The 15,799-nt window shown below is 65.0% G+C and carries 19 protein-coding genes; 16 read left to right on the forward strand and 3 right to left on the reverse strand.

Annotation, left to right across the window (positions count from 1 at the left end; genetic code table 11):
- Positions 1-195: 195 nt before the first annotated feature.
- The 7 genes from hslV to IAE37_RS15815 all read left to right on the forward strand — a co-directional run bounded on the left by hslV (position 196) and on the right by IAE37_RS15815 (position 7,864).
- A complete protein-coding gene (gene hslV, locus IAE37_RS15785) occupies positions 196-726 on the forward strand; it encodes an ATP-dependent protease subunit HslV (RefSeq protein WP_023533032.1) in 531 nt (176 codons plus the stop codon).
- A 74-nt stretch (positions 727-800) separates the two neighbouring features.
- On the forward strand, positions 801-2,144 hold the full coding sequence (hslU, locus tag IAE37_RS15790) for an ATP-dependent protease ATPase subunit HslU (RefSeq protein WP_201175046.1): 1,344 nt from the start codon (positions 801-803) through the stop codon (positions 2,142-2,144).
- 146 nt (positions 2,145-2,290) lie between these two features.
- Positions 2,291-2,668 carry a gamma-butyrobetaine hydroxylase-like domain-containing protein gene (locus IAE37_RS15795; RefSeq protein WP_201175047.1) on the forward strand — a complete coding sequence of 126 codons (378 nt, stop codon included), beginning with the start codon at positions 2,291-2,293 and terminating at the stop codon, positions 2,666-2,668.
- Positions 2,669-2,898: 230 nt separating this feature from the next.
- On the forward strand, positions 2,899-4,578 hold the full coding sequence (phaC, locus tag IAE37_RS15800; protein WP_201175048.1) for a class II poly(R)-hydroxyalkanoic acid synthase: 1,680 nt from the start codon (positions 2,899-2,901) through the stop codon (positions 4,576-4,578).
- Positions 4,579-4,663: 85 nt separating this feature from the next.
- Positions 4,664-5,515 carry a poly(3-hydroxyalkanoate) depolymerase gene (gene phaZ / locus IAE37_RS15805; RefSeq protein ID WP_201175049.1) on the forward strand — a complete coding sequence of 284 codons (852 nt, stop codon included), beginning with the start codon at positions 4,664-4,666 and terminating at the stop codon, positions 5,513-5,515.
- A gap of 38 nt (positions 5,516-5,553) precedes the next feature.
- Positions 5,554-7,236 carry a class II poly(R)-hydroxyalkanoic acid synthase gene (phaC, locus tag IAE37_RS15810; RefSeq protein ID WP_201175050.1) on the forward strand — a complete coding sequence of 561 codons (1,683 nt, stop codon included), beginning with the start codon at positions 5,554-5,556 and terminating at the stop codon, positions 7,234-7,236.
- A gap of 13 nt (positions 7,237-7,249) precedes the next feature.
- On the forward strand, positions 7,250-7,864 hold the full coding sequence (locus IAE37_RS15815; protein WP_201175051.1) for a TetR/AcrR family transcriptional regulator: 615 nt from the start codon (positions 7,250-7,252) through the stop codon (positions 7,862-7,864).
- A gap of 81 nt (positions 7,865-7,945) precedes the next feature.
- Here the strand turns inward: IAE37_RS15815 and IAE37_RS15820 are convergent, their stop codons facing one another.
- From IAE37_RS15820 to IAE37_RS15830, 3 genes are all read right to left on the reverse strand, one after another.
- Positions 7,946-8,692, reverse strand: a complete 747-nt coding sequence (locus tag IAE37_RS15820; protein WP_201175053.1) for a phasin family protein — start codon at positions 8,690-8,692, stop codon at positions 7,946-7,948.
- A 10-nt stretch (positions 8,693-8,702) separates the two neighbouring features.
- On the reverse strand, positions 8,703-9,122 hold the full coding sequence (locus IAE37_RS15825) for a phasin family protein (RefSeq protein WP_201175054.1): 420 nt from the start codon (positions 9,120-9,122) through the stop codon (positions 8,703-8,705).
- Between the two features lie 113 nt (positions 9,123-9,235).
- Positions 9,236-9,511 carry a polyhydroxyalkanoic acid system family protein gene (locus IAE37_RS15830; protein WP_201175056.1) on the reverse strand — a complete coding sequence of 92 codons (276 nt, stop codon included), beginning with the start codon at positions 9,509-9,511 and terminating at the stop codon, positions 9,236-9,238.
- A gap of 126 nt (positions 9,512-9,637) precedes the next feature.
- On the opposite strand from IAE37_RS15830, the gene ubiE reads away from it, so the two are divergent.
- From ubiE to IAE37_RS15875, 9 genes are all read left to right on the forward strand, one after another.
- The gene (ubiE, locus tag IAE37_RS15835) at positions 9,638-10,408 is read left to right on the forward strand and encodes a bifunctional demethylmenaquinone methyltransferase/2-methoxy-6-polyprenyl-1,4-benzoquinol methylase UbiE (RefSeq protein WP_201175058.1); all 771 of its coding nucleotides are present in this window, start codon (positions 9,638-9,640) and stop codon (positions 10,406-10,408) included.
- Positions 10,408-11,031, forward strand: a complete 624-nt coding sequence (locus tag IAE37_RS15840; RefSeq protein WP_201175060.1) for a ubiquinone biosynthesis accessory factor UbiJ — start codon at positions 10,408-10,410, stop codon at positions 11,029-11,031. Before ubiE ends, IAE37_RS15840 begins: the two co-directional genes overlap by 1 nt.
- On the forward strand, positions 11,028-12,647 hold the full coding sequence (gene ubiB, locus IAE37_RS15845) for a ubiquinone biosynthesis regulatory protein kinase UbiB (protein ID WP_201175062.1): 1,620 nt from the start codon (positions 11,028-11,030) through the stop codon (positions 12,645-12,647). Before IAE37_RS15840 ends, ubiB begins: the two co-directional genes overlap by 4 nt.
- A 72-nt stretch (positions 12,648-12,719) precedes the next feature.
- A complete protein-coding gene (gene hisI / locus IAE37_RS15850) occupies positions 12,720-13,112 on the forward strand; it encodes a phosphoribosyl-AMP cyclohydrolase (protein ID WP_201175064.1) in 393 nt (130 codons plus the stop codon).
- Between the two features lies 1 nt (position 13,113).
- Positions 13,114-13,449 (forward strand): phosphoribosyl-ATP diphosphatase, encoded by a 336-nt coding sequence (locus tag IAE37_RS15855; protein WP_133324866.1) that lies wholly within the window; start codon positions 13,114-13,116, stop codon positions 13,447-13,449.
- 159 nt (positions 13,450-13,608) lie between these two features.
- A complete protein-coding gene (locus IAE37_RS15860) occupies positions 13,609-13,908 on the forward strand; it encodes a twin-arginine translocase TatA/TatE family subunit (protein WP_201175066.1) in 300 nt (99 codons plus the stop codon).
- A gap of 3 nt (positions 13,909-13,911) precedes the next feature.
- Positions 13,912-14,298, forward strand: a complete 387-nt coding sequence (gene tatB / locus IAE37_RS15865) for a Sec-independent protein translocase protein TatB (RefSeq protein WP_201175068.1) — start codon at positions 13,912-13,914, stop codon at positions 14,296-14,298.
- A complete protein-coding gene (gene tatC / locus IAE37_RS15870; protein WP_201175070.1) occupies positions 14,295-15,083 on the forward strand; it encodes a twin-arginine translocase subunit TatC in 789 nt (262 codons plus the stop codon). The genes tatB and tatC overlap by 4 nt, the downstream gene beginning before the upstream one ends.
- Positions 15,080-15,787: a 16S rRNA (uracil(1498)-N(3))-methyltransferase gene (locus IAE37_RS15875; RefSeq protein WP_201175071.1), complete on the forward strand. Its 708-nt coding sequence runs from the start codon at positions 15,080-15,082 to the stop codon at positions 15,785-15,787. Before tatC ends, IAE37_RS15875 begins: the two co-directional genes overlap by 4 nt.
- Positions 15,788-15,799: the final 12 nt, after the last annotated feature.

Genomic DNA, 15,799 nt, shown 5'->3' on the forward strand with positions numbered 1-15,799 from the left:
CCACCCCCCCCCCCCCCCCGGGCCCCCCCCCCCCCCCCCCACCTTGGGGGGGGGGGGGGCCCCCCCCCCCGCGAAGGTGCCCCCCGATGCACCTGGCTGGCGCAACCATTCATCCCCCCTGGTTGAAATCCTCCCCTCCTCCCCCCATATGAGTCTGCATCAGGCATTTTCGCCCCGCTGCGTGGAGACTCTCCCTTGACCACCATCGTTTCTGTCCGCCGTAACGGCAAAGTCGTCATGGGCGGCGACGGCCAGGTATCCCTCGGCAACACCGTGATGAAAGGCAACGCCAAGAAAGTCCGTCGCCTGTACCACGGCCAGGTCATCGCCGGCTTCGCCGGTGCCACTGCCGACGCCTTCACCCTGTTCGAACGCTTCGAAGGCCAGCTGGAAAAACACCAGGGCCACCTGATCCGTGCCGCCGTCGAGCTGGCCAAGGAATGGCGTACCGACCGCTCCCTGAGCCGCCTGGAAGCCATGCTGGCGGTAGCCAACAAGGACGCATCCTTGATCATCACCGGCAACGGTGACGTGGTCGAACCGGAAGACGGCCTGATCGCCATGGGTTCCGGTGGCGCCTACGCCCAGGCCGCAGCCCGCGCCCTGCTGAACAAGACCGACCTGTCGGCCCGTGAAATCGCCGAGACCGCCCTGAACATCGCCGGTGACATCTGCGTGTTCACCAACCACAACCTGACCATCGAGGAGCAGGACCTGGCCGAGTGAATCAGTTGTTTTGGCGTCCCGCTCGCAGCGGGACTTTTCCACACTGATCGCTCCGTACAAGGACCATTTTCATCATGTCCATGACCCCCCGCGAGATCGTCCACGAACTCAACCGCCACATCATCGGCCAGGACGACGCCAAGCGCGCCGTGGCCATCGCCCTGCGCAACCGCTGGCGGCGCATGCAGCTGCCCGCCGAGCTGCGCGCCGAGGTGACGCCGAAGAACATCCTGATGATCGGCCCCACCGGCGTCGGCAAGACCGAAATCGCCCGCCGCCTGGCCAAGCTGGCCAACGCACCGTTCCTCAAGGTCGAAGCGACCAAGTTCACCGAAGTGGGCTACGTTGGCCGCGATGTCGAGTCGATCATCCGCGACCTGGCCGACGCCGCGCTGAAGATGCTCCGCGAGCAGGAGATCATCCGCGTGCGCCACCGCGCCGAAGATGCCGCCGAAGATCGCATCCTCGATGCCCTGCTGCCGCAGGCACGGGTCACCAGTTTCAGCGAGGAAGCCGCGCAGACCAGCAGTGATTCCAACACCCGCCAGCTGTTCCGCAAGCGCCTGCGCGAAGGCCAGCTGGACGACAAGGAAATCGAGATCGAAGTCGCCGACAACGTGGGCGTCGAAATCGCCGCGCCGCCCGGCATGGAAGAGATGACCAACCAGCTGCAGAGCCTGTTCGCCAACATGGGCAAGGGCAAACGCAAGGCACGCAAGCTCAAGGTCAAGGACGCGCTGAAGATGGTGCGCGACGAAGAAGCCAGCCGCCTGGTGAACGAGGAAGAGCTCAAGGCCAAGGCCCTGGAAGCGGTCGAGCAGCACGGCATCGTGTTCATCGACGAGATCGACAAGGTGGCCAAGCGCGGTAACGTCGGCGGTGCCGATGTGTCCCGCGAGGGGGTCCAGCGCGACCTGCTGCCGCTGATCGAAGGCTGCACCGTCAACACCAAGCTGGGCATGGTCAAGACCGACCACATCCTGTTCATTGCCTCGGGTGCGTTCCACCTGAGCAAGCCGAGCGACCTGGTGCCTGAACTGCAGGGCCGCCTGCCGATCCGCGTCGAGCTCAAGGCACTCACCCCGCAGGACTTCGAACGCATCCTGCAGGAGCCGCACGCTTCGCTGACCGAGCAGTACCAAGCCTTGCTCAAGACCGAAGGCCTGAACATCGAGTTCGCCGAGGACGGCATCAAGCGCCTGGCCGAGATCGCCTACCAGGTCAACGAAAAGACCGAGAACATCGGTGCCCGCCGCCTGCACACCCTGCTCGAGCGTCTGCTCGAAGAGGTGTCGTTCAGTGCCGGCGACCTGGCCAGTGCTCACGACGAAGCGCCGATCCGCATCGACGCCGCGTACGTCAACGGCCATCTGGGTGAGCTGGCGCAGAACGAAGACCTGTCGCGTTACATTCTGTAAGACCGGCGCCGGCTTCTTCGCGGGTAAACCCGCTCCTACAGGGGGAGTGCTAAACCTGTAGGAGCGGGTTCACCCGCGAAAGGGCCCTTGAATCCCCGCCACAGAAGCTGGAAGCTTGCGCTATCAGCTCCGGAGAGATTCAGCCCATGGCCCGCCTGCCCACCGCCATCAACCTGCACAAAGCCTCCAAGACCCTCACCCTCACCTACGCCCCCGGCGAGGTCTACCACCTGCCCGCCGAGTTCCTGCGCGTGCATTCCCCCTCCGCCGAGGTCCAGGGCCACGGCAACCCGATCCTGCAATACGGCAAGCTCAACGTCGGCCTGAGCGGCCTGGAGCCAGCCGGCCAGTACGCCCTCAAGCTGACCTTCGACGATGGCCACGACAGCGGCCTGTTCACCTGGGAATACCTCGAGCAGCTGTGCCTGCGCCAGGAGCAGCTCTGGGCCGAGTACCTCGACGAACTGCACAAGGCCGGCAAGGCCCGCGACCCGGCGCAGGCAGTGGTCAAATTGATGCTCTGAAATGAGTCTGTCGCAATTTAGAGCGCATTTTCTAATGCCATTTGTTTGAATGCCTTACGCACAAGCTGTCTTGCGCACTCGAGCAAAGTCAGGTAACCAATGGATCTTGAATTTACCTGCCGCCCTTTCCAGGGCCCTCAGTAACACCGCTGTTTCTTATCACTGGTCACCCGAGTAGCAGTACCGGGCACAGCAACCGGTACTCGTCTCAGGACAACGGAGCGTCGTAGATGAGTAACAAGAACAACGATGAGTTGCAGCGGCAGGCCTCGTCGAACACCCTGGGCTTGAACCCGATCATCGGCATCCGCCGCAAAGACCTGCTGAGCTCGGCGCGTACCGTGCTGCGCCAGGCCGTGCGCCAGCCCCTGCTCAGCGCCAAGCACGTGGCGCATTTCGGCCTGGAGCTGAAGAACGTGCTGCTGGGCAAGTCCACCCTGCAGCCCGCCGGTGACGACCGCCGCTTCAACGACCCGGCCTGGGCCAGCAACCCGCTGTACCGCCGCTACCTGCAGACCTACCTGGCCTGGCGCAAGGAACTGCACGACTGGATCGGCAACAGCGACCTGTCACCCCAGGACATCAGCCGTGGCCAGTTCGTCATCAACCTGATGACCGAGGCCCTGGCGCCGACCAACACCCTGTCCAACCCGGCCGCGGTCAAGCGCTTCTTCGAGACCGGCGGCAAGAGCCTGCTCGACGGCCTCTCCAACCTGGCCAAAGACCTGGTCAACAACGGCGGCATGCCCAGCCAGGTGAACATGGATGCCTTCGAGGTGGGCAAGAACCTGGGCACCAGCGATGGCGCCGTGGTGTACCGCAACGACGTGCTGGAGCTGATCCAGTACCAGCCGATCACCGAACAGGTCCATGCGCGCCCCTTGCTGGTGGTGCCACCACAGATCAACAAGTTCTACGTCTTCGACCTGAGCCCGGACAAGAGCCTCACGCGCTTCTGCCTGCGCTCCAGCCAGCAGACCTTCATGATCAGCTGGCGCAACCCGACCAAGGCCCAGCGCGAGTGGGGCCTGTCGACCTACATCGATGCGCTCAAGGAAGCGGTGGACGCGGTGCTGGCGATCACCGGCAGCAAGGACCTGAACATCCTCGGGGCCTGCTCCGGCGGCATCACCTGCACCGCCCTGGTCGGCCATTACGCCGCCCTGGGCGAGAAAAAGGTCAATGCCCTGACCTTGCTGGTGAGCGTGCTCGATACCACGATCGACACGGAAGTCGCGCTGTTCGTCGACGAGCAGACCCTGGAAGCGGCCAAGCGCCACTCCTACCAGGCCGGCGTGCTCGAAGGCAGCGACATGGCCAAGGTGTTCGCCTGGATGCGGCCCAACGACCTGATCTGGAACTATTGGGTCAACAACTACCTGCTCGGCAACGAGCCGCCGGTGTTCGACATCCTGTTCTGGAACAACGACACCACGCGCCTGCCTGCCGCCTTTCACGGCGACCTGATCGAGATGTTCAAGAGCAACCCGCTGACCCGCCCCAACGCACTGGAGGTGTGCGGCACCGCCATCGACCTGAAGCAGGTGCAATGCGACATCTACAGCGTCGCCGGCAGCAACGACCACATCACTCCATGGCCATCATGTTACCGCTCGGCGCACCTGTTCGGTGGCAAGATCGAGTTCGTGCTGTCCAACAGCGGGCATATCCAGAGCATTCTCAACCCGCCGGGCAACCCCAAGGCGCGCTTCATGACCGGCGTCGACCGCCCCGGCGACCCGCTGGCCTGGCAGGAGAACGCGGTCAAGCATGTCGATTCCTGGTGGCTGCACTGGCAGACCTGGCTGGGTGAGCGGGCCGGCGAGCTGAAGAAGGCGCCCACACGCCTGGGCAATCGGGCCTATGCCGCCGGCGAGGCCGCGCCGGGGACCTACGTCCACGAACGTTGAGCCGTGCTGCCGTGGCGCCCTACGGCGCCACGGCGTTTTACCTACCACAGCGCTGCGGCGTTTCCCCCTAGATAGAGTCACGTGCATGCCGCAACCCTACGTTTTCAGGACCGTCGAGCTGGATGACCAGTCCATCCGCACCGCCGTACGCCCAGGCAAGCCACACCTGACGCCGCTGCTGATCTTCAATGGCATCGGCGCCAACCTGGAGCTGGTGTTCCCCTTCATCGAGGCGCTGGACCCCGACCTGGAGGTGATCGCCTTCGACGTGCCGGGCGTCGGCGGCTCGTCCACGCCGCGTCATCCCTACCGTTTTCCCGGCCTGGCCAAGCTCACCGCGCGCATGCTCGACTACCTCGACTACGGCCAGGTCGATGTCGTCGGCGTGTCCTGGGGCGGTGCACTGGCCCAGCAGTTCGCCCACGACTACCCGGAGCGCTGCAAGAAACTGGTGCTGGCCGCCACCGCCGCCGGGGCGTTCATGGTGCCGGGCAAGCCCAAGGTGCTGTGGATGATGGCCAGCCCACGGCGCTACGTGCAGCCCTCCCATGTGATCCGCATCGCACCGCTGATCTACGGAGGCGCCTTTCGCCGCGACCCGGAGCTGGCCATGCATCATGCCTCCAAGGTCCGCTCGGGGGGCAAGATGGGCTACTACTGGCAGCTGTTCGCGGGCCTGGGCTGGACCAGCATCCATTGGCTGCACAAGATCCACCAGCCGACCCTGGTGCTGGCTGGCGACGACGACCCGCTGATCCCGTTGATCAACATGCGCCTGCTGGCCTGGCGAATTCCCAATGCCCAGCTACACATTATCGACGACGGCCACCTGTTCCTGATCACCCGCGCCGAGGCCGTGGCACCGATCATCATGAAGTTCCTCCAGCAAGAGCGTCAGCGAGCGGTGATGCACCCGCGCCCTGCTTCCGGTGGCTAGCACCGCAAGCAGGACGGGGCAGACGAAGGAGTGTTGCCATGAAAGACAAACCGGCCAAAGGAACGCCAACGCTTCCCGCCACCCAGATGAACGTGCACAACGCCATGGTCGGCCTGCGCGGCCGCGACCTGTTGTCGACCTTGCGCCATGTCGGCCGTCACGGCCTGCGCAACCCTCTGCATACCGCTCGCCACCTGCTCGCTCTGGGCGGCCAGTTGGGCAAGGTGATGCTCGGTGACACGCCCCTGCAGCCCAACCCCCGCGACGCTCGCTTCAGCGACCCGACCTGGGCGCAGAACCCGTTCTACCGGCGTAGCCTGCAGGCCTACCTGGCCTGGCAGCGCCAGACCCGCCTGTGGATCGAGGAAAGCCAGCTCGATGCCGACGACCGCGCCCGCGTGCACTTTCTGTTCAACCTGCTCAACGACGCCCTGGCGCCCAGCAACTCGCTGCTCAACCCGCTGGCGGTCAAGGAGCTGTTCAATACCGGCGGCCAGAGCCTGGTGCGTGGCGTCGCCCACCTGATCGACGATCTGCGCCACAACGACGGCCTGCCGCGCCAGGTGGACGAGCGCGCCTTCGAAGTGGGCGGCAACCTGGCCGCCACGCCGGGCGCGGTGGTGTACCGCAACGAGCTGCTGGAGCTGATCCAGTACCTGCCGATGAGCGAGAAGCAGCACGCCCGGCCGCTGCTGGTCATTCCGCCGCAGATCAACAAGTACTACATCTTCGACCTGAGCCCGACCAACAGCTTCGTCCAGTACATGCTCAAGAGCGGTCTGCAGGTGTTCATGGTCAGTTGGCGCAACCCCGAGCCGAAGCACCGCGAGTGGGGCCTGTCGAGCTACGTCGAGGCCCTCGAGCAAGCCCTCAACGCCTGCCGCAGCATCAGCGGCAACCGCGATCCCAACCTCATGGGAGCCTGTGCCGGCGGCCTGACCATGGCTGCGCTGCAGGGGCACTTGCAAGCCAAGCACCAACTGCGCCGAGTGCGCAGCGCGACCTACCTGGTCAGCCTGCTCGACAGCCAGTTCGACAGCCCCGCCAGCCTGTTCGCCGATGAACAGACCGTCGAGGCCGCCAAGCGTCGCTCCTACCAACGCGGGGTGCTCGATGGCGCCGAAGTGGCACGGATCTTCGCCTGGATGCGGCCCAACGATCTGATCTGGAACTACTGGGTCAACAACTACCTGCTCGGCAAGGCGCCACCGGCCTTCGATATCCTCTACTGGAACGCCGACAACACCCGCCTGCCCGCTGCCCTGCACGGCGACCTGCTGGACTTCTTCAAGCACAACCCGCTGACCCGGGCCGCAGGGCTCGAGGTGTGCGGCACGCCGATCGACCTGGCCCAGGTCAACCTGGACAGTTTCACCGTGGCCGGCAGCAACGACCACATCACCCCCTGGGACGCGGTGTACCGCTCGGCCTTGCTGCTCGGTGGCGAACGGCGCTTCGTGCTGGCCAACAGTGGGCATATCCAGAGCATCATCAACCCACCCGGCAACCCCAAGGCCTACTTCCTCGACAACCCCGGGCTGCCGGGCGACCCGCGCGCCTGGTTCCACGACGCCCAGCGCCGCGAGGGCAGCTGGTGGCCGCTGTGGCTGGAATGGATCACCGCGCGTTCCGGCCCGCTCAAGGCGCCGCGCACGGCACTGGGCAACGGCACCTACCCCGCGCTGGCCCCAGCGCCGGGCACCTATGTGCGCACGCGATGAGCCAAGACCACGGATGAAGACCCGCGACCGTATCCTCGACTGCGCCTTGCAGCTGTTCAACCAGCAGGGCGAGCCCAACGTCTCGACCCTGGAGATCGCCAACGAACTGGGCATCAGCCCCGGCAACCTGTACTACCACTTCCACGGCAAGGAGCCGCTGGTGCTGGGCCTGTTCGAGCGCTTCGAAGAGGCGCTGCTGCCGCTGCTCGACCCGCCCCTGGAGGTGCGCCTCGACGCCGAGGACTACTGGCTGTTCCTGCACCTGATCGTCGAGCGCATGGCGCAGTACCGCTTCCTGTTCCAGGACCTGTCGAACCTGACCGGGCGCCTGGCCAAGCTGGCGCGAGGCATGCGCAGCCTGCTCAACGCGCTCAAGCGCACCCTGGCGGCGCTGCTGGCCAGCCTCAAGCGCCAGGGGCAACTGGTCAGCGACACCCAGGCGTTGGGGCAACTGGTGGAGCAGATCACCCTGACCCTGCTGTTCTCGCTGGATTATCAGCGGGTGTTGGGGCGCGAGGGGGACGTGGGGATCGTGGTGTATCAGGTGATGATGCTGGTGGCGCCGCACCTGCAGGTGCCGGCCAGGGAGGCGGCGGAGCAGTTGGCGAGGCGGTATCTGGAGGGGTAGGTGGTGGCGCATTCGCGGGTAAACCCGCTCCTACACAGATCCCTGTAGGAGCGGGTTCACCCGCGAAGCAGGCGGCGCGGATCAGACCTGAGTAACGCTGTTCTCTGGCGCTGCACTCGGCACCGCTGCCGCCGTGGCCGCAGGGGCTGCTGCCGGTTTCGCCGCAGCCGGCTTGGCTGGGGCTTTTCTCACCGCCGGCTTTTTCGCCGCAGCAGGCTTGGTCGCCGGCTTGGCGGCCGCCTTGGGCGCAGCAGGCTTGGCTGCAGGTTTTGCCGCCGCAGTCTTCGCAGCTGGTTTCGCCGCCGCGGTCTTGGCTGCCGCGGTTTTGCCCGCAGGCTTGGTGGCTGCCTTGGCCAGTGGCTTGGCTGCAGTCTTGCTGGCCGCAGGCTTGGCCGCTGCCGAGCGCGACGAAACCGGCGTCACCGAGGCCCCGGTCAGTTTCTCGATCTGCTTGGTCAGGCTGTCGACCTGCTGGTGCAGGGCCTTGATCTCGTTGCGGCTCGGTACACCAAGACGCGAGATGGCGCTGTTCAGGCGCTTGTCGAAGGCTTCTTCGAGTTCGCTCCACTTGCCCAGCGCGCGGTCCTTGACGCCGGAAACGCGCGAGGTGGTCGACGACTTGGCGCTGTCGGTCACGTCCTCGGCGGTCTTCTTCGCCTGTTTCTCGGCCTTCTCGCCATCCTTCACCAGCGAGTCGAACAGCTTCGAGCCGTCCTGGTCGATCTTCGAGTAGATACCCAACCCCGCCAGCCAGATCTTGCGGGAGTACTTCTCGATCCCGCCGACCCAGGAGCTGCCTTCTTTGTCGGTATTCTTCTTGCCAGCCATCCTGCTCTCCTTATGGTTTGTGCGCGACGCGCTCGAGCAGCTCATGCAGCTGTTCAAGCTTGATGGACAACGCCTCAACGTCATGTTTAGACGGAATGCCGAGGCGATTCAAGGCGCGCCCGACCCGAGCGTCGAACGCCCGCTCGATCTTGTCGAGCTGCAGCTCCACAAGGCCGGGCACGCGGCTGACCTCCTCGGTCGCTTCATCGATCTGATGGTTGGCGGCATCCAGCGCCTTGTCGACGCGTTTCTTGCCACGTTTCTCGACCCCTTCACCGGCCTTGACCAGCTCCTTGAAGTAGTCGGAGCCTTCCTGGCCGACCCGCGCATAAGCGCCGATGCCCGCCAGCCAGATCTTGCGCGCGTAGCCGCGCACCTCGCCCAGGGTGCCTGTGGCGTCGTCCTTTTTCTTCACGTTCACGTTGGCCATGCTCTGTACCTCATGCTCGTTCAAGGAGGGAGGGGTGCCCGTGGAGCCGGGCTTGAGCATAAGGTAGAGAGGGATTTTAGAATCTTCACCCTAAGGTGCTTGCAGCCGGTGCTTCAGGCCAGGGCCTTGTCCAGCGCGCGCTCGATCTCGCTCTTGATGCTGCTGCCCATGATCGACAGCATCATGCCCAGCTTGAGGTCGACACGAATGCTGTCGTCGAAGATCTGCACGCTGCCGCTGGCGCCGCTGCGCGCCACGTCGACCCGGTCGCCGTTCCAGGTCGCCTTGAGGTCGTATTCGCGAGCCAGTTTGTCCACCAGTGCTTCGGCCTTGGCACGGGCGGCGTCGCGGCCGAGGGAATGTTTGCGTTCGACGCTGATCTGAGTCATGCAGGCGGTCCTGTACTGAAAAGACAATGGGCGCATTATGCCCGTGCCCGGCGGGCCGTACACCCCGCCAAGACAAAACCGCCGGTACACCCTAGAATGGCGGGTAATTTTTTCCGGTGAAGCGATATGAACGACCAGCGCAAAGGCGAACACGCCGAACCCACCACCCATTTCGGCTACCAGGACGTCCCGGAAAGCCAGAAAGCGAAAAAAGTCGCCGAAGTGTTCCACTCAGTGGCCGCCAAGTACGACCTGATGAACGACGTGCTTTCCGGTGGCATGCACCGCCTGTGGAAGCGCTTCACCATCGAGCTGTCGGGCGTGCGCGCCGGCAACCGCGTGCTGGACATCGCCGGTGGCACCGGCGACCTGGCCGCCAAGTTCTCGCGTCTTGTCGGCCCGACCGGCCAGGTGGTACTCGCCGACATCAACGATTCGATGCTCAAGGTCGGCCGTGACCGCCTGCTCGACCGCGGCGTGGCCGGCAACATCGAATTCGTCCAGGCCGACGCCGAGAAGCTGCCGTTCCCGGACAACCACTTCGACTGCGTGACCATCGCCTTCGGCCTGCGCAACGTCACCCACAAGGACGAAGCCATCCGCTCGATGCTGCGCGTGCTCAAACCGGGCGGGCGCCTGTTGATCCTGGAATTCTCCAAGCCGACCAACAAGTTGATGTCCAAGGCCTACGATGCCTACTCGTTCGCCTTCATGCCGCTGGCTGGCAAGCTGATCACCAACGACTCGGAAAGCTACCGTTACCTCGCCGAATCGATCCGCATGCACCCCGACCAGGAAACCCTCAAGGCCATGATGGTCGACGCCGGCTTCGACCGCGTCACCTACCACAACATGACCAGCGGCATCGTTGCCGTGCATCGGGGAATCAAGCCCTGATGCTCCTGGCCGGGCTGCTCGCCAGCGTCGAACATGGCCTGAACCGCGTCTTGCGCATGGACAGCACGGCCCTGCCGCGCCTGGCCGCGCTGGAAGGCAAGGTCATCGAGATCGACTGCCGCCAGCCGGCCTTGCAGGTGTTCATCCTGCCCGATGAAGACGGCCTGATGCTCGCCGCCCACTGGGAAGGCGAGGTCCATTGCAGCCTCGTGGCGCCTGCCGGCAGCCTGGTGCAACTGGCCGTGGCCAAGGACAAGACCGCCGTGCTGCACAGCCCGCAGGTCGAGCTGCATGGCGACAGCGCCGTGCTGCTCGACCTGTTCGGCGTGCTGCAAGACCTGGAGCTGGACTGGGAGCATGAGCTGCAACGCTGGCTCGGCCCGGTCGCCACGGCGCTGCTGGCCGGCCACGTGCGTCTGCGCGCGCGCTGGACCCGGCAGGGCCTGGCGCGCTTCGGCCAGAACCTCTCCGAATACCTGGCAGAAGAGTCTCGCACCCTGGTCGGCAAGCGCGAAGCCGAAGCCGCCTTCAGCGAGCTCGATGCCCTCAAGCTCGACATAGAACGCCTCGAGGCGCGCCTGCTGCGCCTCTCCCGCCACCTTGATACCAGCGATAACGCATGAAGCTGCTCGCCGTCCGCCGTCTCTTCCGCATCCAGCGCGTGGTGATCCGCTACCGTCTCGATGACCTGCTGTTCGACATGCCCCTACCCTGGTGGCTGATGAGCCTGCGTCTGCTCATGCCCTGGCGCTGGCTGCCGCGCAAGCCCAGCGAACTCAGCCGCGGCGCGCGCCTGCGCCTGGCGCTGCAGGACCTGGGGCCGATATTCATCAAGTTCGGCCAGTTGCTGTCGACCCGCCGCGACCTGCTGCCCAACGACATCGCCGACGAGCTGATGCTGCTGCAGGACCGCGTCCCGCCGTTCGACCCCAAGCAGGCCGTGGCGCTGATCGAGGCACAGCTGGGCGCCCCGGTGGCGCAGGTCTTCAGCCGCTTCGACGTCGAACCGCTGGCCTCGGCCTCGGTGGCCCAGGTGCATGCCGCGCGCCTGAAGAGTGGCGAAGAGGTGGTGGTCAAGGTGGTGCGCCCGGGCCTGAAGCCGGTGATCGCCCAGGACCTGGCCTGGCTGTTCCTGATCGCCAAGGCCGCCGAACGCGCCTCGGCCGACGCCCGGCGCCTGCATCCGGTGGAAATCGTCGGCGACTACGAGAAGACCATCTACGACGAGCTCGACCTGCTCCGCGAGGCCGCCAACGCCAGCCAGCTGCGACGCAATTTCGAAGGCTCCGAGCTGATGTACGTGCCCCAGGTCTACTGGGACCTGTGCCGGCCCAAGGTGCTGGTGATGGAACGCATCTACGGCGTGCCGGTCACCGACATGGCGACCCTGGCCGACCAGCGCACCGACATGAAGCTGCTGGCCGAGCGTGGTGTCGAGGTGTTCTTCACCCAAGTGTTCCGCGACAGCTTCTTCCATGCCGACATGCACCCGGGCAACATCTTCGTCAGCACGGTCAAGCCGTGGAGCCCGCAGTACATCGCCATCGACTGCGGCATCGTCGGCAGCCTCACCGCCGAGGACCAGGACTATCTGGCGCGCAACCTGATCGCCTTCTTCAAGCGCGACTACCGCCGCGTCGCCGAGCTGCACATCGACTCGGGCTGGGTCCCGGCGCAAACCAAGGTCAACGAGTTCGAGGCGGCGATCCGCACCGTGTGCGAGCCGATCTTCGAAAAGCCGCTCAAGGATATTTCCTTCGGCCAGGTGCTGATGCGCCTGTTCCAGACCGCCCGGCGCTTCAACATGGAAGTCCAGCCGCAGCTGGTGCTGCTGCAAAAGACCCTGCTCAACATCGAAGGACTGGGCCGCCAGCTGTACCCCGATCTGGACCTGTGGAGCACCGCCAAGCCCTTCCTGGAACGCTGGATGCGCGAGCGCATGAGCCCCAAGGCGGTCATCGGCAACCTCTACAGCCAAGCCGAGCAACTGCCGCACCTGGCCGGCATGACCCGCGACCTGCTCGAGCGCCTGTCGCAACCGCACTTGCACGACCCGCAACTGCCCGAGAGGCGTCGCCAGGGCGACCGTTGGGCCCTGCGCCTGCTCGGCGCCGGCCTGCTCGGCGGTGGTGCGGTACTGGCCGCTGGCGCCGCCGAAGCCGCCAGCCTGGCCGCGCCAGCTGCCTGGCCGGCCTGGTTGATGCTGGCCGCTGGCCTTTACCTGATCGTGCGCCAATAGCCAGCAACGCTGCTGACTGGCACACTAGCGCAAAGGGCCCGGTACGGGAGCGGGCCTGATTTGGAGTCGACGATGAAAGACTGGCTGGACGAGATCAAGTGGAACGACGACGGCCTGGTACCGGCCATCGCCCAGGACCACAAGACCGGACGCGTGCTGATGATGGCCTGGATGAACCGCGAATCGCTGGCCCTGACCGCCGCCGAACAACGCGCCATCTACTGGTCGCGCTCGCGTGGCAAGCTGTGGCGCAAGGGCGAGGAATCCGGCCATGTGCAGAAGCTGCACGAAATGCGCCTGGACTGCGATGCCGACGTGATCATCCTGATGGTCGAGCAACTGGGCCACATCGCCTGCCATACCGGCCGCGAGAGCTGCTTCTATCGTGTCTTCGAGAACGGCCAGTGGAACACCGTCGACCCGGTCCTGAAGGACCCGCACGCCATCTACAATGCAGGACACTGACATGAGCGACACCCTCGCGCGCCTGGCCGAAGTGCTGGAACAACGCAAGCAAGCGGCCCCCGACAGCTCCTACGTGGCCAGCCTGTACCACAAGGGCCTGAACAAGATTCTGGAAAAGCTCGGCGAAGAGTCCGTCGAGACCATCATCGCTGCCAAGGACGCCGCCATCAGCCACGACTGCAGCGACGTCATCTACGAAACCGCCGACCTGTGGTTTCATAGCCTGGTGATGCTCAGCGCGCTGGGCCAGCACCCACAAGCCGTGCTCGATGAACTGGAGCGCCGCTTCGGCCTGTCCGGGCACGATGAAAAGGCCGCGAGACAGCCGTCTGCCTGAAGTGCCGGGGCGCATGCTGCCCCTGTGAGAGCGGGCTTGCCCGCGAAGAACATAACGCGATGGATGGCACCGGCTTTGCCGGTGTTCGCGGGCAAGCCCGCTCCCACAGGGTGCACCGCTAGCCCTTGGGTTGATTAGATAATTCTCAGGAGTATGGATATGGGTATTTTTGACTGGAAACACTGGATCGTCCTGCTGATCGTCGTGGTCCTGGTGTTCGGCACCAAGAAGCTGAAAAACCTCGGCGGCGACCTGGGCGAATCGATCAAGGGCTTCCGTAAGGCGATGAGCGACGAAGAGAACAAGCCCGCCGAGCACACCCCGCCACCAGCCCAGCCCGTGCCACCGGTGCAGGCGCAACAGCAGGCTACCCAGCCACAGAACAGCGCCCCGCAGAACCAGGGCCACACCATCGAAGGCCAGGCCCAACCGGTCCAAGAGCCACAACGGAAAGACTGACCCATGTTCGGCATCAGCTTCAGCGAGCTGCTGCTCGTCGGCCTGGTCGCACTGCTGGTGCTCGGCCCCGAGCGCCTTCCAGGTGCCGCGCGCACCGCAGGGCTGTGGATCGGCCGGCTCAAGCGCAGCTTCAACGCCATCAAGACCGAAGTCGAGCGCGAGATCGGCGCCGACGACATTCGCCGCCAGTTGCACAACGAGCACATCCTGCAGATGGAACAGGAAGCCAAGCGCATCCTCAACCCGCAGACGCCACCTGCCCAGCAACCCACTGAGCAACCCGCCGCCACTGCGAGCGAGGTACCCGCCCCTACCGCCCCGGCAACACCGGTGCCTCCGGCCAGTGCCCCTGAGCAGCCTGAACAGCCCCAACCGCCGCGAGCCCCATGAGCGAAAACCCGGACCACGACCAGCCCATGCCGCTGGTCTCGCACCTGACCGAACTGCGCACCCGCCTGTTGCGCTGCGTCGCTGCCATCTTCCTGATCTTCATCGGGCTGTTCTCCTTCGCCCAGCAGATCTACACCCTGGTATCGGCGCCCTTGCGCGAGCACTTGCCGGCCAATGCGACGATGATCGCCACCGACGTGGCCTCGCCGTTCCTGACGCCGTTCAAGCTGACCATGATCGTCTCGCTGTTCCTGGCGATCCCGTTCATCCTCCAGCAGATCTGGGGCTTCATCGCACCCGGGCTGTACCGCCATGAAAAACGCATCGCCATTCCGTTGCTGATTTCGAGCATCTTCCTGTTCTACGCCGGCATGGCCTTCGCCTATTTCCTGGTGTTCCCGCTGATGTTCAAATTCTTCGCCGCTGCCACACCGGCAGGCGTCGCGATGATGACCGACATCGCCAACTACCTCGACTTCGTCATGACCCTGTTCTTCGCCTTCGGCGTGGCCTTCGAGATCCCGGTGGCGGTGGTGCTGCTGGTGTGGATCGGCGTGGTCGACGTGAAGTACCTGAAGAAGATCCGCCCTTATGTGATCATCGGTTGCTTCGTGGTCGGCATGATCCTCACCCCGCCCGATATCTTCTCGCAGACGCTGCTCGCCGTACCGATGTGGCTGCTGTTCGAGATCGGCGTGCTGTGTGGCAGCCTGATCCGCAAGCGCGGCCACGAAGACCCCGCCGCCGACGACCACAACGACCAGCCGCCAGCGACCCAACCGTGAACCTGTTGCTATTGGAAGAGGCCGACTTCGTCTCGGCCGACCGCGTCGTGCTGGCCGACCGGCGCTTCACCCACATGCAGGAGATCCACGGCGTGGCCGTGGGCGACACCTTGCGCGTGGGCCGTATCGGCGGGTTGATGGGCCAGGCCACGGTGATGCGCCTGGAGCAGCATGAAGCCGAGCTGCAGGTGGCCTTCGACCAGCAACCGCCGGCCAAGCTGCCATTGACGCTGGTGCTGGCCGTGCCACGGCCGAAGATGCTGCGCCGGCTGTTCCAGACCATCGCCACCCTGGGCGTGCCGCGGCTGATCCTGGTCAACAGCTACAAGGTCGAGAAAAGCTTCTGGCAGACTCCTTTCCTCAACCCTGAAAACGTGCGCGAGAACCTCATACTCGGCCTCGAGCAGGCGCGCGATACGGTGCTGCCTGAGGTGATCATCGAAAAGCGCTTCAAGCCGTTCGTCGAGGATCGTCTGCCAGCCATCGCCCAGGGCAGCCTCGGGCTGGTCGCCCATCCGGGCGCCTATCCGGCCTGCCCACGCGGCATCGAGGGGCCAGTGACCCTGGCAATCGGCCCGGAGGGCGGCTGGATTCCCTATGAAGTGGATCTGCTGGCCAAGGCCGGCCTGGCCCCGGTGCAACTGGGTGATCGGATCCTGCGGGTGGAGACTGCAGTCACCGCCCTGCTCTCGCGGATTTTCTGACCAATCGGTTAA

Source organism: Pseudomonas sp. S31 (assembly GCF_016648105.1).
GTDB lineage: Bacteria > Pseudomonadota > Gammaproteobacteria > Pseudomonadales > Pseudomonadaceae > Aquipseudomonas.